Origin of the sequence: Nocardioides sp. zg-1308 (assembly GCF_013155375.1) — a bacterium.
Classification (GTDB): Bacteria; Actinomycetota; Actinomycetes; order Propionibacteriales; family Nocardioidaceae; genus Nocardioides; species Nocardioides renjunii.
This window is the reverse complement of record NZ_JABJQY010000002.1, coordinates 2,386,481-2,407,457: the sequence shown is the minus strand read 5'-3', so window position 1 is coordinate 2,407,457 and position 20,977 is coordinate 2,386,481. Positions and strand designations below refer to the sequence as shown.

Below are 20,977 nucleotides of genomic sequence, written 5' to 3'. Positions count from 1 at the left end.
CTCAGACCATCTCCTTCACCAGGTCGAGCGGGGTCGGCTTGCCGCCCTGGGGGCACGCGACCTCGGCGGTCGCCCGACCGTCGCTCATCACGATGATCCGGTCGGACATCCCGATGGCCTCCTCCAGGCTGTCGGCGAGGAGCACGGTGGCCACGCCACTGTTGGCGAGCTCGCGCATCAGCCGGTAGACCTCCGAGCGGGCGCCGATGTCGAGGCCGCGGGTCGGGTGGTCGAGGAGCAGCAGGCGGATGTCGCCGGCCACCAGCCAGCGCGCCAGGACGACCTTCTGCTGGTTGCCGCCGGACAGGCGCCCGATCTGCGTGCCGCGGTGCGGGGTGCGGATCGAGAGCCGCTCGATCCACTTGTCGACCAGGGTGGCCTGCTTCTGCGGCACCACCATCGGGCCGGCGCAGCGCGACTTCTGCTTGGTGAGGGTCATGTTGTCGGCGACCGACATCGGGCCGACCATGCCCTCGATCTTGCGCTCGGCGGGCACGTAGCCGACGCCGGAGGCCACGGCGGCCCGGGTGCCGGACAGGTCGAGCTTCCGGCCGTCGAGGGTGACCTCGCCGGCCAGGGTGGGCTCGGCCCCGAAGAGCGCGCGGCACACGTCCTCGCGCCCCGAGCCGTGCACGCCGACGATGCCGACGATCTCACCGGCCCTGACCGCGAGGTCCACGTCGCGGAAGGTCCTGCCGGACAGCCCGGTGACGACCAGGCGGGGCTCGGCCTCCGCCGCGGAGCGCTCCGAGAGTCCCGCGTGGTAGTGGTCGTCGGAGCCCGTCGAGCCGATCATCATGCGGTGCAGCTCCGAGGGCGCGGCGCCCGCAGTGGCCACCTCGCCCACCGACTGCCCGCCGCGGAGCACGGTGACCCGGTCGCACACGTCGAGCACCTCGTCGAGGCGGTGCGAGACGAAGACCACCGACGCGAACTCGCGGAGCCGGCGGACCTGGGTGAAGAGCGTCTCGATCTCCTTGGACTCCAGCACCGAGGTGGGCTCGTCGAGGATGATGACGGGCGGGTGGGAGGTGCGCTCCTCGATGCGGAGGACCTTGGCGATCTCAACCATCTGCCGCTCGGCGAACGTCAGCGTGTCGGTGCGGGCCAGCGGATCGATGTGGGAGCCGATCTTGTCGAGCTGGGCCTGCGCGAGCTTGCGCATCGTGTCCCAGCGGTAGATCCCGCGGCGCACCCCGGCGCCCTCGCTGCCCAGGACGATGTTCTCCGCGGCGGTGAGGTTGGGGACGAGCGACTGCTCCTGGAACACCATGCCGATGCCGTGGTCGGCGGCCTCGACGACGCTGCGCAGGCGGACCTTCTCGCCACGGACCCAGATCTCACCGGAGTCGGGGCGGACCAGGCCGACGAGCGCCTTGAGGAGCGTGGACTTGCCGGCGCCGTTCTCGCCGGCGAGGCCGAGCACCTCGTGCTGGCGCACGACGAGGTCGACGCCGTCGAGCGCCTTGACGCCCGGGTAGTGCTTGACCAGTCCGCGCACCTCGAGGGCGGGGACGGGAGCCGGCGCCGGGGCGTCGGGCTGGAGCTGCAGGTCGGTGGTCACTTGGTCACCTGGTTCCTACGACGCTGGGGGATGACCGCGGCCGAGACGGCCGCGACGACGATGAGGCCCTGGACACCGCCCTGCCAGTAGGGGCTGACCCCGATCTGGACGAGGCCGTTGGTCAGGACGGTGACGAGGAGGACGCCGACGGCGGAGTGGAGCACTCCCCCGCGTCCGCCGGTGAGCAGGGTGCCACCGACGACGGCGGCGGTGATCGCCGCGAAGTCGTAGCCCTTGCCCGCCTGGACGAGCCCGGCGCTGAGCTGGCTCGTCACCAGCACGCCCGCGAGCCCGTAGAACGACCCGGCGAGGGTGAACACGGCGACCTTGTAGGGGGCGACCTTCACGCCGGAGAGGGACAACACCTCCTCGGCGCCGCCGATGGCGTACGCGTAGCGGCCCAGGCGCGAGTAGCGCTGGACGAGCCAGCCGACGAGCACGCAGCCGACGGCGATCCACGTCAGGTAGGCCAGGCCCAGGAAGCGGCTGACGGCCCAGCTGCGCAGCATCTCGTCGGAGATGTTGGGCTGCACGCCGGAGAACAGCAGCGTCGCGACGCCGAGCCCGACGGCCGAGACCCCAAGCGTGGTCATGAAGGACGGGACCTTGAGCGTCACCAGCGCCATGCCGCTCAGGCAGCCGAGGGCCGAGCCGAGCAGGACCGCGACGAGGACGCCGAGGAGTCCCCAGTCGTTGCCGTTGCGGTTGTTGGCGACGAGCAGGGCGACCGCGATCGCGGAGGCCCCCATCACTCCAGGGACCGAGAGGTCGATCGACCCCATCATCAGCACGAAGGAGATGCCGCACGTGACGACGGCGAGGACCGCCGCCGCGTCCAGGATGTTCTGCACGTTGCCGACCGTGCGGAAGTCAGGGCTCAGCACCGAGAAGATGCCGACGATGACCACCAGCGCGATCGGGGGACCAGCGTCCCGGAGCGACACCCCCCGCCGAGGCTGGGGGCGCGGCGGGATCACGACCTCGTCGTCGGCCTTGGCGGGGGATGTCATGGTCACGAGATCGGGCCCTGCGACCGGCTGAAGACGTTGTCGCACGCGAAGTCGGACTCGTCCACCTCGGGAGCGGTGAACTCGCCGACGTTGTCGCCGGTGATGAGGAACTGCTCGGCGAACCAGGCGCGGTCCTCGTCGGCGATGTCGTCGACGGAGAGCTCACCGGTGGCCACGCAGTAGCCGATGGCCAGGCCGATGCCGCCCTGCCACGGGCCGTCCGAGGAGACGGTCGCGGTCATGGCGCCGTCCTCGATGGCGGTCAGCGCGTCGGGGACGGCGTCGATGCCGACGACCGCGACGTCGTCCCGGCCCGCCTGCTCGAGCGCAGCGAGCGCGCCGAGCGCCATGTCGTCGTTGGCGGCCCAGATGCCCTTGACGTCGTCACCGTGCTTGGTGAGGAGCGTCTTGGTGACGGCCAGCGCCTCGTCGCGCGAGAAGTTGGCGGTCTGGTCGTCGAGGAGCTCGACGTCGGGGTTGGCCTCCAGCGACGCCTCGAGCCCGGCGAAGCGGTCCTTGGCGGCACCGGTGTCGAGGATGCCCTGCAGGGCGATGATGCCGCCCGAGCCGCCGATGGCCTCCGCGAGCGCGTCGCCGATCTGCTGGCCGGACTCCACGCCGTTGTAGGTGATGTGGCTCAGCCACTGGTCGTAGTCGGTGACGTTGACGTCGGCCGGCTTGTTCCACTGCGTGACGAGGTAGGCGCCGGCCTCCTCGGCACCCTCGACGATCGGCAGGGTGTCGGAGTCGCCGTTGGGCAGGATGTTCATGACGAGGCAGTCGGTGTTGCCGGCGAGCAGCTGGGTGATCTGCTCCTGCTGCTTGGTCGAGTCGGCGTCGTAGGTGAGGCGCTGCTGCTCGAGGCCGACCTGCTCGGCGAAGGCGTCGCCGCCGTCGAGCCACGAGGCCTCGTAGGGGTTGGACTCGTTGCGCACCTGGCCCACCAGGGTGACGTCCTCGGGCGCGCAGGCTCCAGCCTCGGAGCCGCCACCGCCGCTGCCACCGGCCTCCTCGCTGCAGCCCGCGAGGGCGGCAGCTGCCAGGGTCAGGCCGAGCACGACTGCGGTCGGTCGAGAGGTGAACTTCATGGTCGATCCTCATTCTCTTTCGGAGCCGGTTGTCCGGCGGTGGGACTGACTGGGTCAGGTACTGCCCCGAGTGGTGGTGCGGTGAGGGGTGGTGCGGTGGGGTGGTGCGGCGGGGTGAGCGATGGTGCGGTGGGGGTGGTGCGGGGAACCGGGTGGGTCAGCGGGCCATCCAGCCGCCGTCGACGGCGAGCACGTGCCCGTTGACGTAGTCGGCGGCCGACGAGCTGAGGAAGACCGCCGCGCCGGCGATGTCGTCGGCCGAGCCCCAGCGGCCCGCGGGGATCCGCTCGAGGATGGACCGCGAGCGGTCGGGGTCCTCGCGCAGGGCGGTGGTGTTGTCGGTGGAGATGTAGCCGGGCGCGATCGCGTTGACCTGCACGCCGTGCGGTCCCCACTCGTTGGCGAGCGCCTTGGTGACGCCGGCGACGCCGTGCTTGCTGGCGGCGTACGACACCACGCGGACGCCGCCCTGGAATGACAGCAGGCTGGCGATGCTGACGATCTTGCCGTGGCCGCGCTCGACCATCGGACGCCCGAGCGCCTGGCAGAGGAGGAACATCCCGGTGAGGTTCACGTCGAGGACCCGCTCCCACGACGCGCGGTCGACGTCGACGCTGTCCTCGCGGTCGATGATCCCGGCGTTGTTGACGAGGACGTCGACCTGGCGCTCGGCGGCCAGCTCGGCGGCCACGCGCTCGACGGCGTCGTGGTCGCTCACGTCGAGGTCGACCACGTCGACCGACCGGCCCAGCTCCTGCACGGCGTCACGCGTGGCGTCCTGGGCGCCGGGGCGACCGAGGAGCACGACGTCGGCGCCGGCCTGCGCGAGGCCGAGGGCCACCGCACGCCCGATGCCGCGACCGGCACCGGTCACCACCGCGCACCTGCCGTGCAGGTCGAACGGTGAGCGGGCGCCGTCGGTGGCGGGCGACGGGGAGCCGGACCGGGAGGAGGAGGGGGCGAGCTGGGTCACAGGTCGTCCACCGCCACGGGCGAGAGGTCGGTGTAGCAGTTGTTCTCACCGGCCATCGCCCAGATGAAGGCGTACGACCCGGTGCCGGCGCCGGCGTGGATCGACCACGGCGGCGCGATGACGGCCTGGCGGTTCCGCACCACGAGGTGGCGGGTGTGCCCGGGCTGGCCCATGAAGTGGAAGACGCGGTCGTCCTCGGCCAGGTCGACGTAGCAGTAGACCTCGGTGCGGCGCGCGTGGAGGTGGGGCGGGAACGTGTTCCACACCGAGCCGTCGGCGATGACGGTGACGCCGAACTGGAGGACGGAGGTCTCGAGGTCCTGGCCCCACGCGTAGCGGAACAGGCTGCGCTCGTTGGCCGCCTCCGGCGACCCGAGGGCGACCGGCTCGACCTGCTCGTGGCTCAGGAGGGTGGCGGGGTAGGTCGCGTGGGCCGAGGCCGACACGAAGTAGAAGGCGGCCTCCTCGCCGGCGAAGGCGACCTCGCTCCCCCGGCCGACGTAGAGGCCGTCGAGGTGCTCGAGCTCGAACTTCTCGCCGTCCACGATGACGTGGCCGGCGCCGCCGACGTTGGTGACGCCGAGCTCGCGGCGCTCGAGGTGGGACTCGGTGCCGAGGACGTCGGTCCAGGCCGGCAGGTCGAGCTGCCCCGTGCCGGGCACCGCGCCGCCGATCACCATGCGGTCCTCGTGGGTGTAGGTGGCGTGGACCTCACCGTTGACGAAGAGGTCCGGGACCAGGAAGGTGTCGCGCAGGTCTGCCGTGGTGGCAGTCTCCGCACTGGTCGGAGACGTGGAATATCGCACCTGCATGACGGGAACACTCCTCGGTGTTATGAACTGCGTTCGTCTATGTGAACTGAGTTCAGCGTATACGTGACGCCCGTCACTGGTCAAGCATCTGGACCACTGTCCATGTATGCGAACTCGCGCTACGATCGAGCACGACGGGGCACGGAGCCCCGCACCATCACGGGGAGACGAGTCCATGACGCTGCAGAAGGAGCTCGCTCCGCCCACCGCCGCCGGTCCGGTCAAGTCGGCCGCCCGGGCGCTCGACCTGCTCGACGAGATCGCCGCCAACGGCCCCGGCACCCAGCTGCAGCTCTCGACCCGGTTGAGCATCCCCAAGAGCAGCCTGCACGCGCTGCTGCGCACGATGGTGGACCGCGGGTGGCTGCAGACCGATCCCACCGGCAGCGTCTACCAGCTCGGGATCCACTCCCTCGTCGTGAGCTCGGCCTACCTCGACGGCGACCCCGTGCTCGCGCGTGCCGCCTCGGTCCTCGACGAGGTCGCGGCGGCCACCGAGGAGACCGTGCACCTCGGGCGCCTCGACGGCCACGACGTCATCTACACCGCCAAGCGCGAGTCGATGCACCCGCTGCGGATGCACTCCGCCGTCGGCCGGCGCCTGCCCGCCTACGCCACCTCCCTGGGCCGGGCGCTGCTCGCCGAGCTGCCCCTGGAGGAGCGCCGCGACATGGTCCCCGACCACATCAGCGCGATCACGCCCAACACCACCACCGACAAGGACGCGGTCCTCGAGATCATCGAGCGCGCGGAGATCCACGGCTACGCCACCGAGAGCGAGGAGTCGTGCATGGGCGTGCGCTGCTTCGGCGTCGCCCTGCCCTTCAGCCACCAGGCCGTCGACGCCCTCAGCGTCGCCGTGCCGATCAGCCGCCTCGACAACGGCCGCGAGGACCTCATCATCGAGACGCTGCTCAGCGTCAAGGCGCGGCTCGCCGCCGTCCACGGCAACAGCCTCGTCCGCTGACGCCGGCCCGGTCCTCCCCCCTGTCCTCCCCCTGTAATCAGCGGGTACTCAGCCGGTCGCCAGGCGCTCGGTCACCGCACGCAGCGGCGGCCAGGTCGCGCGGCCGCGCCGGGTGACGGCGTAGGCGCGCAGCCACAGCCCGGGGTCGCGCAGGCGTACGACGCTCACCCCGCGCCGCGACGCGCGTCCGCGCGGCAGCAGCCCCACCCCCCGGCCGGCGACCACCAGGTCGTCGACCAGCTCGAGGGCGTCGATGCGGTGGGCGATGCGCGGGACGAAGCCGGCCCGTGAGGCGAGGGTGCGCAGTGCGTCCTCGTCGGCGGTGTTGCGCGAGTTGATGATCCAGTCGCGGTCGGCGAGGTCGGCGAGCGTGAGCCCGCGGTCGCGGGTGGGCACGCCGACGCCCCACTCGACCTGCCACAGCGGCACGACCTCGTGGTCCTCGCGCCAGTCGGCGGGCGCGAGGTCGTAGTCGTAGACCAGCGCGAGGTCGACCTCGTCGCGCGCGAGCAGCCCGAACGCCTCGAGCGGCTCGTACTCGAGGACGCGGACCTCGATGCCGGGATGGGTGCGCTGCAGGTCGTCGATCGCGGGGAGCAGCGAGCGGCGCACGGCCGAGGCGAACCCGGCCACCCGCAGCACGCCGACCGGCTCGGCGGCGGGGTCGAGGTCGAGCCGGGCCGACTCCACCGCCGCGAGGATCGTCACGGCGTGGTCGGCCAGCCGTCGCCCGGCCGGCGTCAGGCGGACGCGCCGGCCGTCCGGCTCGAGGAGCGGGCTCCCGACGTCGCGGGCGAGGGCGGCGATGCCCTGGGAGACGCTCGAGGTCGTGGTGCCGAGCGCGTCCGCCACCTCGTGCATCGACCCGAGCCGGGAGAGCTCGAGGAGCATCCGGAGTCGCCGCACGTCCATCCCCCAATTGTGTCGGGATGACGAACGATATGTCCAGCAAAGTCACGTGGACGCGAACGGTGGGCGTCGTCTCTACTGGAGGCATGCCCCTCTCCCCCGCCCGCACCGGTGCCTCGATGGCTGTCGCCTCCATGCTCTGCGTCCAGCTCGGGCTGGCCGCGTCCGTCGGCCTGATCGACGACGTCGGCGCGTCCGGCGCGGCGTGGCTGCGGCTCTTCTGGGCGGGGATCCTGCTGCTGCTCATCGTCCGCCCGCGGCGGGGGCTCTACAGCCGCGAGGCCCTGGTGGCCGGCACGGCGCTCGGCGTCGTCACCGCCGGCGTCACGCTCCTGTTCATGGCCTCCATCGCGAGGCTGCCCCTCGGCACCGCCAGCGCCCTGGAGTTCCTGGGACCCCTGGGGGTCGCCGTGTGGCGCAGCCGCGGCGTCGGGCGCGCCTGGGCCCTGGTCGCCGCGGCGGGAGTCGTGCTGCTGACCCAGCCGTGGACGGGCGCCGCCGACCCCCTCGGCGTGGCCTTCGCGCTCGGTGCCGCCCTGTGCTGGGCGGCGTACATCCTGCTGACGCAGCGCGTCGGCGACGCGGTGAGCGGCCTCGGCGGGCTGGCGATCTCGATGCCCGTCGCGGCGCTGGTCGCGACGGTCGTCGCGGGGCCGGGCGTCGTCGACCACCTGACCCCCGAGCTGCTGCTCCTCGGCCTCGGGCTGGCGATCCTGCTGCCCGTCGTGCCCTTCGCGCTCGAGCTGGTCGCCCTCCGGCGGCTGACCACCGGCGCCTTCGGCACCCTGATGGCCCTCGAGCCGGCATTCGCCCTCGTGATCGGGTTCGTCGCGCTGAGCCAGGTGCCGAACGGCATCGCCGTCGTGGGCATCTCCCTCGTCGTGGCGGCCGGCATCGGCGCCGAGCGCAGCGGCGCCCGCGACGCCGTCGGGGAGACCGACGACGTGCGGGCGCTGGCTGCCTGACCGGGTGTCAGGTCCGCGGCGTGCCGTCGGTCCCCGGAGCACCGAAGGTCGAGTTGTACGTGGGGTCGTACGTCCCGCCGGCGGCAGTGGAGCCACCAGCGGTGCCGGTGCCGGTGCCGGTGCGCAGGCTGGAGGTCGCCTGCTGCGCCTGCTCGCCGACGCTCGGGGCGGCGGCGGCCTCGCGCTTGATGCGGGGAGCCTCCTCCTCGGCGCGGGACAGGTAGCCCTCCCAGCGGTGCTGCATCGGCTTGATCAGGCCACCACCGACACCGACCACGATCACGCCGCCGACGGTGGCGAGGATGGCGACGAGCACGGGGGTCGTCACCGTCGTGGCGACGCCGACCTGGTTGAGCGCGGCGACCACGCCGAGGAAGAGGATGAAGATCGAGGCGACGTTGGCCAGTGCCTTGCCGTAGGACAGGCCGCCCAGGGCGCCCTCGACCAGGACCTTGACCGCAGCGGCGATCGCGGAGGCGACCACGAGGATGATGATCGCGACGATCAGGCTGGGCAGGAAGGTGATCACCTGGGTCAGCAGGTCGCTGATCGGGTTGGGCCCGAACACCCCGAAGGCGAGCTGCAGGACGAACAGCACGAGCGTGTAGTGGATGAGCTTGGCGACGATGTCGCTCGCGTCCATCTTGGAGTTCTCCAGCGCCTTCCGCACACCTCCACGCTCCACCGCGCGGTCGAATCCGACCCGCTCCAGGACGGCGTTGAGCGCCTTGCCGATGGCCTTCGCGACGAGGAGGCCGACGACGAGGATGATCAGGAAGAGCACGAGCTTGGGCAGGAACTCGGCGATGAGGCTGAACCCGCTCCGCAAGCCGTTCTCGAGTGATTCTTGCATGCGTTTCTCCTTGGTCCGGGGGACACCGCGACAGCACCCGGCGCGCTCCGCACAGGGCTGGGAGCGCGACCGAGCGCCTGCCGGCGAACGGGTCGACCGGCTCACGGGCGGCACGCCGTCGCGGCGGGTTTACGTTGTAAACGAACCACGGACGGCTTCGGAGGGCAAGCGGACCCCACCCATAGGGAGTGGGGCCCGCGTCGCGTCAGGCCCCGCAGACGAGGTCCTCGACCGTGCCGCTCACGTCGGCGAGCATCTCCATGCTCGTCGGCAGCGCCGTCACGGCCACGACCGCCCACCGGCCGTCAGAGGCGACAAGGTTGCGGGTCTCGAAGCCCTGGATGTCGCCGCCATGGCCCCAACCCACGACGCCGCAGTCGAGCTGCTGGCTGGCGAGGCCCAGCCCGTAGCGCCAGCCGGGCTCGGCGTCGAAGCCGGGCGCCCGCACGGTCTGCTGCATCGCGTCCAGCTGCGCGGGCTCGAGGAGCTCGCCACCCACCAGCGCGCCCATGAAGGCGCCGAGGTCGGCCGGCGTCGACACCAGCTGGCCGGCGGCCCAGCCGAGGGACGGGTCCATGCGGGTGATGTCCTCCCACGGCGCGCCGGGCGCGCCGGGCTCGGCGGCGAGGTAGCCGTGCGGGTGGCTGCCGCGGATCCGCTGCTCGCCGGCGCGCGGCCAGTAGGTGTCGCGCAGGCCGAGCGGCTCGATGATCCGGTGGGCGATCTCCTCCCCGACCGGGCGGCCGGTGACGCGCTGCACGAGCAGGCCGAGGACGACGTAGTTGGTGTTGGAGTACGCCCAGCGCGTGCCCGGGCGGAAGTCCCGCCCCTCGGCCAGTGCCGCGTCGAGCAGGTCGTGCGGCTCGAAGTAGGTGTGCGCGACGGCGCTCAGCGAGCCGCCGGCCTCGATCACGAGCGAGTCGTAGTCGGGCAGCCCGCTCGTCTGCTGCAGCAGCTGGCGCACGGTGATGCGCCGACCGTCGTTGCCACCGCCGCGCACGACCCCCGGCAGGTAGCGCTCGACCGGCGCGTCCAGCTCGACGAGGCCCTCCCCCACCAGCTGGAGCACGACGGTGGCGGTGAACATCTTGGTGTTGCTCGCGATCCGGACCCGCGAGTCCTCCGGGACGGGGGCACCGGTGGCGAGGTCGCCGCTGCCGGCGGTCCAGGTGCGCACCTTCCCGTCCGCGCCGCGGACGGTGGCGATGACGCCCGGGAAGCCTGTGCGGGACACGAGCCGGTCGAGCCGCTCCTGGGTGGACGTCGCGGCGTGGTGCCCGGCACCATCCGGCGCCGGGGCCGCCTTCGCGGCGACGACGTTGCTGGTGACCGACACGGCGACGGCCGACACCGTCAGGGCGACGGCGGTGGTGCGGGACATGCGACGGAACATGGTGATCTCCTCGGATGGGGTGTCGATGTGTCCCTCAACCGTCGTCGTTCCCGCGCCGGCGATCGATCCCGCTGGCTGCCGAGCGGTTGGTACAGCAGGCACTACTCCTGGCCCGCAGGTGTTGGGCCGAGCACGTCGCTCCCCCTACGGTGCGGTGGCCGGCACATCCGCACGAGCACGCACGACCGGTCGCCGGGCCGGTCGGCAGGAGGGAGCAGCACCGTGGCGACGACAGCGCGCGTCCGACCCGCCCTGCGGCGCACCCTCCTGTCCCTGGAGCAGCTGCTGGGCGGCTTCGGCACCGCGCTGCTGGCGCTCGGACTGCTGGTGTGGGCCGTGACCCTGGGCTGGTTCACCGCCGCGACCACCCTCGGTCTGGTGCACGGCCTGGCCGACCGCGAGCGGGCCCGGCTCGGGCGCTGGGGCGTCGAGGTGGCGGCGCCGGCGGTCCGGCCCGTACGCCTCGGCGAGGCGCTCCGGGACCCCGCCACCAGGTCGGAGCTGGCGTGGCTGGCGCGGCACGCCGTCGCCGGCAACGTGGTCGGCTTCCTGGCGGTGCTCGCCCCGTTCTCCGCCGCACGCGACCTGACGTTCCCGCTGTGGTGGTGGACCCTGCCGGACGGCTGGGCGAGCCCCTCGCTGGGGTTCTGGGTCGTCCGCGAGTGGTCGGGCGTGCCGGGCGTCGTCCTCCTCGGTGCCTGCTGGGCGTCCGCCACCGTCCTGCTGGCCCCGGTCGCGGCGCGCCGGCAGCTGCGGGTCGCGCGGCGGCTGCTCGGGCAGGACCCCGGCGACCTGACGATGCGGGTGGCGGAGCTGACCCGCACCCGCGCCGCCGCGCTCGACGCCCACGCGGCCGAGCTGCGGCGCATCGAGCGCTCGCTCCACGACGGTGCGCAGAACCGCATCGTGGCCACGACGGTGCTCATCGGCGCGGCCCGCCGCAGCCTGGCGACCACGGGTCCGGCCGCGACCGACCAGCTGCTCGGCCAGGCGCAGGACGCGGCGGAGCTCGCCCTCGCCGAGCTGCGCGCCGTGGTGCGCACGATCCTCCCGCCGGTGCTCGCCGACCGCGGCCTGGCGGGCGCGCTGCAGGGGCTCGCCGCCGCGAGCCCGGTGCCGTGCACCACGACCGTGGACGTCCCGGTGCGCAGCGCGGCGTCCGTGGAGGCCACCATCTACTTCGTGGTCGCCGAAGCCCTCACCAACGTCGCCCGGCACAGCGGTGCCGAGCGGGCCCACGTCGACGTACGCCTGCGGGCGGCCGACGACGGCTCCGAGGTCGTCGAGGCGGTCGTCCGCGACGACGGCGCCGGCGGTGCGAGGGAGGGCGTCGGCACCGGGCTGTCCGGGATCCGGCACCGGGTCGAAGCGATGGACGGCCGCTGGTCGCTGACCAGCCCGCCGGGCGGCCCGACCGAGCTGCGGGTGGTGGTCCCGTGCGGATCGTGATCGCCGAGGACGACCCGCTGCTGCGTGAGGGGATCAGCGCCGTGCTGCTCGCCGAGGGCCACGACGTCGTCGCCGCGGTGGGCGACGGCGAGCTGCTGCTGGCCGCCGTGGAGCAGCACGAGCCCGACGTCGCGGTCGTCGACGTCCGCATGCCCCCGACGCACACCGACGAGGGCGTCCGGGCCGCCGTCGAGGCGCGCCGGCGACGGCCCGGGCTGCCCGTGCTCGTCCTGTCGGCCTACGTCGAGCAGGCGTTCGCCACCGAGCTCCTCGCCCACGGCAGCGCCGGTCTCGGTTACCTGCTCAAGGAGCGCGTCGGGCGGGTGGAGATGTTCGTCCAGGCCCTCGAGCACGTCGCCCGCGGCGGGACGGCGATCGACCCCGAGGTGGTGGGCCAGCTGGTGGCGCGCCCGGACGCGCGCCTGTCACGGCTCACCGCTCGCGAGCGGGAGGTGCTGGCGCTGATGGCCGAGGGGCGCGGCAACACCTCGATCGCGCAGGCCCTGGTCGTGACCGAGGGCGCGGTGCACAAGCACATCCGCTCGATCTTCGCCAAGCTCGACCTGCCGCCCTCCGACGACGCCGACCGTCGCGTCACGGCCGTGCTGCACTACCTCGACCAGGGGTCGCGCTGACGCGACCGTCGGGTCAGTCGGTCACCTTGCTCGGCGGGCGGCGGTAGTCGAGGTCGGCGTAGTCGGGGTGACGCGCGATCCAGGCCTGCACGAAGGGACAGATGGGCAACACCCGCAGCCCCGCCCCGCGCACCTGGTCGAGGGCTCCACGCACCAGTGCGCCACCCACTCCCTGGCCCTCGACCGACGAGTCGACCTCGGTGTGGGTGAACACGACCATCTCGGACGTCGTCTGGTAGGCCGCGAACCCGACCAGGGTGCCGTCCACGAGGGCCTCGAACCGCTGACGCTCGGGGACGTCGACCACCTCAACGCTCACTGCTGGCCCTCCTGGGGATCGCCGCCCTCGACGGGCGTCGCGGCACCCGCCGCTCGGCGTCGAACCTAGCAGCGGCAAGGTGGCGCCGGGCGATGGTCCCAAGCACGGCTTGGGACGCTGCCAACGAGGCGAGGGCTACCGGACCGGCTCCGGCGGGCAGATGCTTGGGGCATGCACACGACAGGTCTCATCGGCGGGCTCAGCTGGTACTCCACCGCCCAGTACTACCGGACGATCAACGAGGAGACGCAGCGGAGGCTCGGCGGGCACGGCTCGGCCGAGATCGCGATGCGCTCGGTCGACTTCGCGGCGGTGCGCGAGCACCAGCTGCGCGACGACTGGCCCGCGGCCGGCAGGATGCTCGCCGCGGCAGGCAGGGACTGCGAGGCCGCCGGCGCAGACGTGCTGCTGATCTGCTCGAACCTCATGCACAAGGTGGCCGACGACGTGGCGGCGGCAGTGACCGTCCCCGTGCTGCACATCGCCGACATCGTCGCGGCGGAGGCGCTCGGGCGGGGGCTGACCGCCGTCGGCCTCCTGGCGACGCGCTGGGTGATGGAGGAGCCCTTCTACCGCGACCGGCTGGCCGCTGCCGGCGTCCGCTGCCTCACCCCGGGCGCGGAGGACCGGGCGATGGTCGACCGCGTGATCTTCGAGGAGCTGACGCAGGGCACGGTCCGCGAGGAGTCGGCACGGGCGTACGCCCGGGTCGTGGCGGACCTCGCCGACGCCGGCGCCCAAGCGGTCGTGCTGGCCTGCACCGAGATCGAGCTGCTGCTGCGCCAGGAGGACTGTCCCGTGCCGTTCATCGACTCCATGGCCCTGCACGCCCTGGCCGCCGTCGACCTGGCCCTCGCCGCCATCGTCACCAGCACCGGCCCCTGACCGTCCGTGACCGCACCGAGAAGGAGCACCATGCCCGACGACAGCCACGACATCCGGACGCCGTACGGCGCCACCTCGACCACCGTCGACATCGGCGGCCCCGTGCACGCCTGGGTCCGGCCCGGCCCGGGTGCCGGGACCGAGGAGGTCGCGACTGTGCTCTGCCTGCACGGCCTCGGCGGGTCGGCCCTCAACTTCGGCCCGGTCACCCCGCTCCTCGCGGAGCGCCACCGGGTCGTCGCGCTGGACCTCCTCGGTCATGGCGGCACGCGCTCGGGCCGGCCGGAGCTGTCAGCCTCGGCCGCGGTCGAGGAGCAGCTCGACCTGGTCGCCACCTACGTGGCCACCCGCGTCGACGAACCGGTCGTCCTCGTCGGCCACTCGCTCGGCGGGGTGCTCGCCGTGCTGCACACGCTCGCGTACCCGGAGACGGTGGACCGGCTGGTGCTGCTGGCTCCGCCGGTGCCCCACCGCACCGACGCGGCGCGCGACCGTGGACTGGCGGCCAAACGGGCGGTCCTCGGCACGTCGCTGGTCCGCGGGCTCGTGGACCGGCAGCTGCGACGCACGGCGCCGGCGGACCTCGTGGTGCGCCAGGTCGCGGAGGCGACGCCCCACACCGACCGCGTCCCTGCCGCCGCGCTCGCTGCCTCGGTCGCCGAGCAGGAGGTCCGGGCCTCCGCCCCGGACGCGGCCGCTGCCCGGCGCACCCAGTGGAACGCGATCCTCGGCACCATCGACCTGCTGGCCCGCCCGCTGGAGTGGCGCGACCGGCTCGCGGAGGTCGCGGTGCCGACGCTGTGGCTGCAGGGGCACGACGACCTGAAGGTCCCGCTGGACGACGCCACCCGGCTCGCCACGTCGGTGCGGGCACACGCGAGCGTGCCGGAGCGGTGGGACTTCCGGACCAGGGCGGGCGTGGGTCACCTGCTCCACATGGAGGACGCCGCCTGGACAGCCGACGCGCTCCTCGGCTGGCTCGGCGCTCGCGCCTGAGCCCCCGGTGCTCAGGCGTCGGCGGGCTCCTCGAGCGACCGGTCCCGCACGGGGCGGAAAGCCCTGACGAGCGCCTCGGTCGCCTCGCCGACCGGCTCGTCGCGGACGACCAGGCCGCACACGCGCCGTCCGAAGGAGGGACCGGCCACGACCACCACGTCGGGGTGCCGGAACGCCCTCAGCGCCGACTGCGGGAGCACCGCGACCCCGAGTCCCGCCGCGACCATGTTCTGGACCAGCACGTAGTCATCGGTGGCGTGGCGGATCGTCGGGGCGTAGCCGGCGGCCGCACAGATCTCCGTCACGTGGCGCCGACAGCGCTCGCAGCCGGCGACCCAGGTCTGCTCGGCGAGGTCGGCCACCGTAGGAGGCGCGTCCCTGCCCGCAGCCCGCGCGGCCAGCGGGTGGTCGCCGCCGATGACGAGGTCCATCCGCTCCTCGAAGAGCGGGAGCCAGTGCAGACCCCCCGCGGTCGCGCTCTCCGACGGGTAGCGGAACACGAGCGCGAGGTCGACCTCGTCGGCCAGGAGCGCCACCTCGGCCTCGGGGGGCTCGGCCTCGACGAGCTCGGTGGTGATGTCCGGGTCCGTGTCCTGCAGCGCCGCCATCACGCGCGGGATCAGCGTGGCCGATGCCGAGGGGTAGGCCGCGATGCGCACCACCGACCTCGAGCCGGCGGCGCGCTCGGCGAGCTCGCCGCGCAGCGCGTCGACCTCCTCGGCGATCCGCTGTGCCCGGGCGAGCACCAGCTCCCCGGCAGCCGTCGGGACAACGCCCTTCGACGTCCTGAGGACCAGCGGGCACCCGAGCTCCCTCTCGAGGGCGCGCACCTGCTGGCTGACCGCCGGCTGCGTCCACCCCAGGGAGCGGGCCGCCGCGCCCAGGGACCCCGCGACCGCCACCTCCCGGAAGATCAGCAGCCGGCGCACGTCGAGTCCGCGCGGATCCATGCGCACAGCATCGCGGCAGCGTGGTCCCCGCGACAACCACGCCGCTTCGCGAGCCGCCACGCTGACGACACCCTGGCCCGGAAACACGTGACCGCCCGGACCGGGGCTTACCCGGCGGGCGGTCTCGCGGTGCTGCTCGCTGGTCCGTCTGCCGCCTCTCGGCGGGTGGCCGCTCGTAGCGGCGAAGGGTGAGGCCCGGGGGCAAGATCTCGGACCAGCTGTCCTTCACAACGGCCCGACCTGCTTCATCATTCCGGGCGCCCATGTGACGCGCGCCACCCGGCGGACAGCCCCTTCGGGCGACCGATGCAAGGGCCACGGGCGGACAGCAACAGGGCCCGACCTGCGTCTCCGCAGGTCGGGCCCTGTTCTTTGTAGCGGGGGCAGGATTTGAACCTGCGACCTCTGGGTTATGAGCCCAGCGAGCTACCGAGCTGCTCCACCCCGCGTCGGTGAACAGAACATTACAGGGGCGGGGGGTGGAGCCCAAATCGGGGGTCAGCCGGCCAGCCGGACGGCCTCCTCGATCAGCTCGCGGCCCTCCTCCATCAGGCGCGCCCACCGCACGGTGTCGCCCGCCTGCTGGGCCGCGTCGGCCTGGGAGAACTTCGCCTCGGCCTGGCGCAGCAGCTCGCGGATCTGCTGCTGCGTGCTGCCCGACGGCGTCGTGGGCTCCTCGGACGGCTCCTCGGTCGGCGACGCACCCGGCGACTCCGTGGGCTCGCCGGTCGGCTCCTCCGTGGGCTCCTCGGTCTCGTCCCCGGAGGTGGCCTCCGCCAGCAGGGCGTCCTCGATGGCGCCGGTGAGCGTCGTGCCGATGCCCACCCGGCCCTCGTAGGAGACGAGCACGAACCGCAGGATCGGGAAGTTCGACTCACCGTCGCGACGGGTGTAGACCGGCTGCACGTAGATGAACGAGTCGTTGACCGGCAGCGTCAGCAGGTTGCCGGGCACCCGGTCGGCATCACCCGTGGTGTAGGGCAGGAGCGCCTGGCTGACGTCCTCGTTGGTCGAGAACGTGTTCGCGATCTGCAGCGGCCCGCCGGTCGGCTCGTTGGGCAGCTCGAGCACCGAGACCTTGCCGTAGTCCTCGCTCGTCGCGTCGCTGTTGACCGCCATGTAGGCCGCGAGGTTGTTCTCCTTGTCGCGCGGCACGTAGACCGACGTCAGCGACCAGGTCTCGCCCTCGCCGGTGTCGGTGAAGAGGCGGTACGGCGGCTGCAGGCGGCTGGTGAGCTGCGGGTCGCTGGGCACCTCCCAGCGGCTCGAGCCCTCGAACCACGCGGACGCGGAGGTCTCGTGGTAGCGCTGGAACTGGTAGCGCTGCGCCTTGAAGAGGTCCTCGGGGTAGCGCAGGTGCTCGGTCAGCGCGTCCGGGATGGCGTCCTTGGGCTGGACGACGTCGGGGAACACCTTCTGCCACGCCTTGAGGATCGGGTCCTCCTCGTCCCAGGCGTAGAGCGACACCGTGCCGTCGTAGGCGTCGACGGTCGCCTTCACCGAGTTGCGCAGGTAGTTGATCTCGTCGGTCGGCAGCGTCTGGAAGCCGGTGTTCTCCTGCAGGGAGTCGTCGGTCATCTCCTCCAGCGACTCGCGCTGCGAGAGGGGGTACTTGTCGGTGACGGTGTAGCCGTCGAGGATCCACTGGATCCGGCCGTCCACCACTGCGGGGTAGGGGTCGGAGTCCACGGTGAGCCACGGCGCCACCTTCTCGACCATCTGCCGCGGCTCGCGGTCGTAGAGGATCTTGGAGTTGTCGTGGACGCGGCTCGACAGCAGCAGGTTGGGCTCGCTGAAGCGCACGGCGTAGAGCAGCTGGTTGACGAGGTTGCCGATCGGCACGCCCGCCTTGCCGTCGTACGTCGTCGCGACGTCCTCCTCGCTGCGGTCGCCCTGCGGCAGGTCGAACTCGACCGGGTTCCCGCTGGGGTCGAGGCCCACGATGCTGTAGGTCGGGCTCTGCTCACCGAAGTAGACCCGCGTCTCGTAGCCGTCGGGCCCGGCGAGCCGGGTCAGCGTGTCCTCGTCGGCCTCGGCGCCCTCGGCCCACTGGATGCCGGTCTGCTGGGTCGAGTCGTCCTCGGGACGCTGGTTGGCGAACGCCGCGATGACGCCGTTGCCGTGCGTGTAGGCGGTGTGGAGGTTCGACCAGTTCTGGTCGCCCTCGGCCAGTCCGCTCTGGTCGAGCTCGCGCACGCCGAGGACGACGGCGCGGTCCTGGCCGTCGATCTCGTAGCGGTCGACGTCGAGCACGTTGGGCACGGAGTAGTAGGCCCGCACCTGCTGCTGCTGCTCGAAGATCTCGCTGACGATCTGGGGGTCGACCAGCGGTACGCCGTCGGTGACGCCGTCGAGGGCCTCGAGCCGGCCGTCGACCTGCGCGCCGCCGCCCACGGGCCGGGTCTCGATCTGGTCGAGCTGGTAGGCCGCGCGCGTGGCCTCGATGTTGGCCGCGATGTAGGGGCCCTCACGGTCCGGCACGTTGGGGTTGACCCGGATCGCCTGGACGAGCGTCGGGACGATGAGGCCCAGGATGATCGCCGAGAGCGCGAAGAGCGCGACGCCCACGGACGGGAGCAGCCACGTGCGGCGCCAGATGTTGGCCAGGAAGAGCAGGGCGCAGACGATCGCGATGCCGGCGAGGATCTCCTTCGCCGGGAGCACCGCCTTGTCGTCGGTGTAGCCCATGCCGGTGAAGATGGACCCCGAGTTGGTGACCAGGTCGTAGCGGTCGAGCCAGTAGTCGACGGCCTTGGCGAGCACGAACAGCGCCAGCAGCGCCGACACCTGGATCTGGGCCGCGCTCGTGAGCCGCTCGCCGGGCCGCGCCGAGAGCCGGATGCCGCCGAAGAGGTAGTTCATCACCACCGACGCGAGCAGGCCCACGACGGCCAGCGCCATGACGTAGTCGACGAGGTAGTGCCAGAACGGCAGCTCGAAGACGTAGAAGCCCACGTCCTTCTCGAAGTAGGGGTCGGTGGTGCCGAAGGACTCGCTGTGGCGCCACAGGGAGTAGCTGCGCCACTGCCCGGTCGCCGAGGCGCCGGCGAACAGGCCCATCACCATCGAGGCGCCCGCGATCACCCAGCCCATGCGGGGGGCCAGCACCTGCCGGTAGCGGTCCATCCCGTCGTCTGGCATCCCGGGCATGCCGGGCCACAGCACCGGGCGGAACCGGTAGGCCATCGCCATGGACAGCGCCACGGTCGCCGCCATCAGCCCCGCGAAGACGAGGAAGAGCCCGATGCGGGTGAGCAGCAGCGTCGTGAAGACACCGCTGTAGCCGACGGAGCCGAACCACAGCCGCTCGGTCCAGAACGAGGCGAAGCCGCTCAGGAGCATGAACCCGAGGACCAGGATGATCGCGGTGATGACGAGCGCACCGGGACGGCGCGACGTAGCCGCCGGGCGCTGGGCGCCCGGTCCTCCCGGTCCACCGGGCCGCTGGGGGCCGTCGGGACCGTTCGGTCCGCTGGGTCGGTCGAACGGATTGCTCATGCGGGCCCCTGCTCAGAGGTCTCGTGGGGTGTGTCCGACTGGGCGTCGGGGTCGGTGTCGTGCAGCGTGGCGTGGAGGAGGTCGAGGAGGCCGGGCACCAGCTCGGTGCCGTTGACGACCGACTGCTCGTCGTCGTGGGCGCGCAACCGGAGGGCACAGTACGACGCGCCGGCCCGGGTCACGCCGGCGACCATGCGGACCTCCTGGCGGTGCGGGTGCTCCCGGGCGAACAGCTCGGCGGCGGTCGGGTCGTCGGGGATCTCGTCGTCGACCTCGGGAGGCAGGACCAGCCGCTCGATGACGGCCGCACAGCCGGCCACGCTCTCGGGCCACGCGATCGAGGGCAGCGCGTCCTCGAGGGCCTGCCCGGGCGGCAGCCCCTCCTGCTCGATCGGGGTGAAGGACCCCTCGTCACCGGGTCCGTCGATCGACATGGCCGCGGCGAGGGCGGGCTCCTGCGCGATCAGCTCGGCGGTGTCGACCAGCGCGTAGAGCCGGGCGGGCTGGTCCCACCCGTCCTGGGCGACGTGCGCCTCGATCTCCAGCACGGCCGCGGCGAGCGCCGGGTCCTCGGGGAGGGCACCGGGCGGGGGGACGTCGGGCAGGTCGGGCGTCTCCGGGGTGTCCGGGGTCTCGGTCATGAAGCGGTGTCCTCGCAGCTGGGAAGGGAGGCGTCGGGATCGTCGACCCAGTCGGCGAGGGTCGTCACGGCGCTGCTCATGGTCGTGGCCCTGGCGAGCCGCATGTCCCCGGGGTCGACTCCCCCGATGCCGTCGCAGTTGTCGGCCGGCACGAAGAAGAGCTGCGCGCCGGCGTCGCGGGCGGCGGCGATCTTCTGCTGGATGCCGCCGATCGGTCCCACCTCTCCGGCGGGGGTGATGGTGCCCGTGCCGGCGATGTCGGCGCCGTCGGTCATGGACCCGGGGGTGAGGGTGTCGTAGATGGCCAGCGACATCATCAGCCCGGCGCTCGGGCCACCGATGTTGTCGGAGATGGCGACGCTGACCTGGAACGGGAAGTCGAAGCCCTCGGCGGGCGTGATGCCGACGCGCGGGCTGCCGTCGACCTCCTCCGGCGTGATCTCGACGCGCACGCGCTCGCCGTCGCGGCGTACGACGAACGGGAGGGGCTCGCCCACCTCGGCGCCCTCGACCGCGTCGACGACGTCCTGGGCCTCGGTGATCGTGGTGTCGCCCACCTCGAGCAGCACGTCGCGCACCTCGAGGTTGCCGTCCGCGGGCAGCCCCGGCGTGACGTCGAGGACCTCGACGACCGGGTCGAGGTCCTCGCCCAGCTCGGTGAGCGCCGCCGCGATGGCGGTGTCCTGCGACGACATCATGGCCAGGTCGGACTGGCGGTCGCTGGACTCGTCGGTCTCGTCCGGGGCGTAGATGGAGGACCGCGGCCAGACCGCGGCGTCGGGGTCGAAGTAGGCCTTCAGCAGGTCGGGCAGGGTCACGTCCTCCTGCGGCGAGCTGACGTAGACGGTCGTCATCCGCAGCTCGCCCTCGTCGTAGAAGGCCTCGTGGCCGGTGACCTGCACCGTCTCCTCACCGTCGTCGCCCGTGCCGAGGATGTCGACGGTCGGTCCGGGGTAGTAGGTGACGTAGGGCAGCGGCACGAAGGCTGCAGTGCCCCACAGCACGGCCAGGAGGCACAGTGCGAGCAGGCCCGCCCTGGTCCGCTGACTCATGGGCGCAACTCTCTCAAA

19 protein-coding genes and 1 tRNA gene are annotated in these 20,977 nt (G+C 72.6%); 6 read left to right on the top strand and 14 right to left on the bottom strand.

Annotated features, from left to right (window positions below; translation table 11 throughout):
• Position 1: 1 nt before the first annotated feature.
• The 5 genes from HN031_RS13355 to kduI all read right to left on the bottom strand — a co-directional run bounded on the left by HN031_RS13355 (position 2) and on the right by kduI (position 5,447).
• Positions 2-1,564 (bottom strand): sugar ABC transporter ATP-binding protein, encoded by a 1,563-nt coding sequence (locus tag HN031_RS13355; RefSeq protein WP_172270591.1) that lies wholly within the window; start codon positions 1,562-1,564, stop codon positions 2-4.
• On the bottom strand, positions 1,561-2,574 hold the full coding sequence (locus HN031_RS13350; RefSeq protein WP_216652442.1) for an ABC transporter permease: 1,014 nt from the start codon (positions 2,572-2,574) through the stop codon (positions 1,561-1,563). The genes HN031_RS13355 and HN031_RS13350 overlap by 4 nt, the downstream gene beginning before the upstream one ends.
• A gap of 2 nt (positions 2,575-2,576) precedes the next feature.
• A complete protein-coding gene (locus HN031_RS13345; protein ID WP_172270590.1) occupies positions 2,577-3,662 on the bottom strand; it encodes a sugar ABC transporter substrate-binding protein in 1,086 nt (361 codons plus the stop codon).
• A 157-nt stretch (positions 3,663-3,819) separates the two neighbouring features.
• Complete coding sequence (gene kduD / locus HN031_RS13340; RefSeq protein WP_172270589.1) at positions 3,820-4,635, bottom strand: 2-dehydro-3-deoxy-D-gluconate 5-dehydrogenase KduD; 816 nt, start codon at positions 4,633-4,635, stop codon at positions 3,820-3,822.
• The gene (gene kduI, locus HN031_RS13335; protein WP_172270588.1) at positions 4,632-5,447 is read right to left on the bottom strand and encodes a 5-dehydro-4-deoxy-D-glucuronate isomerase; all 816 of its coding nucleotides are present in this window, start codon (positions 5,445-5,447) and stop codon (positions 4,632-4,634) included. Before kduI ends, kduD begins: the two co-directional genes overlap by 4 nt.
• Positions 5,448-5,622: 175 nt before the next feature.
• On the opposite strand from kduI, the gene HN031_RS13330 reads away from it, so the two are divergent.
• On the top strand, positions 5,623-6,414 hold the full coding sequence (locus HN031_RS13330; protein WP_172270587.1) for an IclR family transcriptional regulator: 792 nt from the start codon (positions 5,623-5,625) through the stop codon (positions 6,412-6,414).
• 48 nt (positions 6,415-6,462) lie between these two features.
• On the opposite strand, the gene HN031_RS13325 is transcribed toward HN031_RS13330, so the two are convergent.
• Positions 6,463-7,326 (bottom strand): LysR family transcriptional regulator, encoded by an 864-nt coding sequence (locus HN031_RS13325; RefSeq protein ID WP_172270586.1) that lies wholly within the window; start codon positions 7,324-7,326, stop codon positions 6,463-6,465.
• Between the two features lie 83 nt (positions 7,327-7,409).
• Here HN031_RS13325 and HN031_RS13320 point away from each other — a divergent pair, with 83 nt between their 5' ends.
• Entirely contained in the window at positions 7,410-8,288 is an 879-nt protein-coding gene (locus tag HN031_RS13320; protein ID WP_172270585.1) for a DMT family transporter, read from the top strand.
• A 7-nt stretch (positions 8,289-8,295) separates the two neighbouring features.
• On the opposite strand, the gene HN031_RS13315 is transcribed toward HN031_RS13320, so the two are convergent.
• Together HN031_RS13315 and HN031_RS13310 are read right to left on the bottom strand one after the other, a co-directional pair.
• Positions 8,296-9,141, bottom strand: a complete 846-nt coding sequence (locus tag HN031_RS13315) for a hypothetical protein (RefSeq protein WP_172270584.1) — start codon at positions 9,139-9,141, stop codon at positions 8,296-8,298.
• Between the two features lie 205 nt (positions 9,142-9,346).
• Positions 9,347-10,534 carry a serine hydrolase gene (locus HN031_RS13310; protein WP_172270583.1) on the bottom strand — a complete coding sequence of 396 codons (1,188 nt, stop codon included), beginning with the start codon at positions 10,532-10,534 and terminating at the stop codon, positions 9,347-9,349.
• A 222-nt stretch (positions 10,535-10,756) separates the two neighbouring features.
• On the opposite strand from HN031_RS13310, the gene HN031_RS13305 reads away from it, so the two are divergent.
• The gene (locus tag HN031_RS13305; RefSeq protein ID WP_172270582.1) at positions 10,757-11,983 is read left to right on the top strand and encodes a sensor histidine kinase; all 1,227 of its coding nucleotides are present in this window, start codon (positions 10,757-10,759) and stop codon (positions 11,981-11,983) included.
• A complete protein-coding gene (locus HN031_RS13300) occupies positions 11,971-12,618 on the top strand; it encodes a response regulator transcription factor (protein WP_172270581.1) in 648 nt (215 codons plus the stop codon). Before HN031_RS13305 ends, HN031_RS13300 begins: the two co-directional genes overlap by 13 nt.
• Before the next feature lie 13 nt (positions 12,619-12,631).
• On the opposite strand, the gene HN031_RS21605 is transcribed toward HN031_RS13300, so the two are convergent.
• Positions 12,632-12,937 carry a GNAT family N-acetyltransferase gene (locus HN031_RS21605; protein ID WP_172270579.1) on the bottom strand — a complete coding sequence of 102 codons (306 nt, stop codon included), beginning with the start codon at positions 12,935-12,937 and terminating at the stop codon, positions 12,632-12,634.
• A gap of 171 nt (positions 12,938-13,108) precedes the next feature.
• Between HN031_RS21605 and HN031_RS13290 the strand changes: the two genes are divergently transcribed.
• Together HN031_RS13290 and HN031_RS13285 are read left to right on the top strand one after the other, a co-directional pair.
• On the top strand, positions 13,109-13,822 hold the full coding sequence (locus HN031_RS13290) for an aspartate/glutamate racemase family protein (protein ID WP_172270577.1): 714 nt from the start codon (positions 13,109-13,111) through the stop codon (positions 13,820-13,822).
• A 30-nt stretch (positions 13,823-13,852) separates the two neighbouring features.
• Entirely contained in the window at positions 13,853-14,818 is a 966-nt protein-coding gene (locus HN031_RS13285) for an alpha/beta fold hydrolase (protein WP_172270575.1), read from the top strand.
• Between the two features lie 11 nt (positions 14,819-14,829).
• Here HN031_RS13285 and HN031_RS13280 read toward each other — a convergent pair whose 3' ends face one another.
• The 5 genes from HN031_RS13280 to HN031_RS13260 form a co-directional block, all read right to left on the bottom strand.
• The gene (locus tag HN031_RS13280) at positions 14,830-15,768 is read right to left on the bottom strand and encodes a LysR family transcriptional regulator (RefSeq protein ID WP_172270573.1); all 939 of its coding nucleotides are present in this window, start codon (positions 15,766-15,768) and stop codon (positions 14,830-14,832) included.
• Positions 15,769-16,143: 375 nt separating this feature from the next.
• A tRNA-Met gene (locus HN031_RS13275) sits at positions 16,144-16,217 on the bottom strand.
• Positions 16,218-16,266: 49 nt separating this feature from the next.
• The gene (locus HN031_RS13270) at positions 16,267-19,266 is read right to left on the bottom strand and encodes a UPF0182 family protein (protein WP_172270571.1); all 3,000 of its coding nucleotides are present in this window, start codon (positions 19,264-19,266) and stop codon (positions 16,267-16,269) included.
• Complete coding sequence (locus HN031_RS13265) at positions 19,263-19,907, bottom strand: PPA1309 family protein (RefSeq protein WP_216652130.1); 645 nt, start codon at positions 19,905-19,907, stop codon at positions 19,263-19,265. Before HN031_RS13265 ends, HN031_RS13270 begins: the two co-directional genes overlap by 4 nt.
• Positions 19,904-20,959: a PDZ domain-containing protein gene (locus tag HN031_RS13260; RefSeq protein ID WP_172270569.1), complete on the bottom strand. Its 1,056-nt coding sequence runs from the start codon at positions 20,957-20,959 to the stop codon at positions 19,904-19,906. The genes HN031_RS13265 and HN031_RS13260 overlap by 4 nt, the downstream gene beginning before the upstream one ends.
• Positions 20,960-20,977 lie beyond the last annotated feature (18 nt).

Bases quoted from the DNA above. Each gene is read 5' to 3' on its own strand.
- HN031_RS13350 (WP_216652442.1), bottom strand. From the start codon at position 2,574: ATGACATCCCCCGCCAAGGCCGACGACGAGGTCGTGATCCCGCCGCGC.
- HN031_RS13345 (WP_172270590.1), bottom strand. From the start codon at position 3,662: ATGAAGTTCACCTCTCGACCGACCGCAGTCGTGCTCGGCCTGACCCTG.
- kduI (WP_172270588.1), bottom strand. From the start codon at position 5,447: ATGCAGGTGCGATATTCCACGTCTCCGACCAGTGCGGAGACTGCCACC.
- HN031_RS13330 (WP_172270587.1), top strand. From the start codon at position 5,623: ATGACGCTGCAGAAGGAGCTCGCTCCGCCCACCGCCGCCGGTCCGGTC.
- HN031_RS13325 (WP_172270586.1), bottom strand. From the start codon at position 7,326: ATGGACGTGCGGCGACTCCGGATGCTCCTCGAGCTCTCCCGGCTCGGG.
- HN031_RS13320 (WP_172270585.1), top strand. From the start codon at position 7,410: ATGCCCCTCTCCCCCGCCCGCACCGGTGCCTCGATGGCTGTCGCCTCC.
- HN031_RS13315 (WP_172270584.1), bottom strand. From the start codon at position 9,141: ATGCAAGAATCACTCGAGAACGGCTTGCGGAGCGGGTTCAGCCTCATC.
- HN031_RS13310 (WP_172270583.1), bottom strand. From the start codon at position 10,534: ATGTTCCGTCGCATGTCCCGCACCACCGCCGTCGCCCTGACGGTGTCG.
- HN031_RS13290 (WP_172270577.1), top strand. From the start codon at position 13,109: ATGCACACGACAGGTCTCATCGGCGGGCTCAGCTGGTACTCCACCGCC.
- HN031_RS13285 (WP_172270575.1), top strand. From the start codon at position 13,853: ATGCCCGACGACAGCCACGACATCCGGACGCCGTACGGCGCCACCTCG.
- HN031_RS13280 (WP_172270573.1), bottom strand. From the start codon at position 15,768: ATGGATCCGCGCGGACTCGACGTGCGCCGGCTGCTGATCTTCCGGGAG.
- HN031_RS13270 (WP_172270571.1), bottom strand. From the start codon at position 19,266: ATGAGCAATCCGTTCGACCGACCCAGCGGACCGAACGGTCCCGACGGC.
- HN031_RS13265 (WP_216652130.1), bottom strand. From the start codon at position 19,907: ATGACCGAGACCCCGGACACCCCGGAGACGCCCGACCTGCCCGACGTC.
- HN031_RS13260 (WP_172270569.1), bottom strand. From the start codon at position 20,959: ATGAGTCAGCGGACCAGGGCGGGCCTGCTCGCACTGTGCCTCCTGGCC.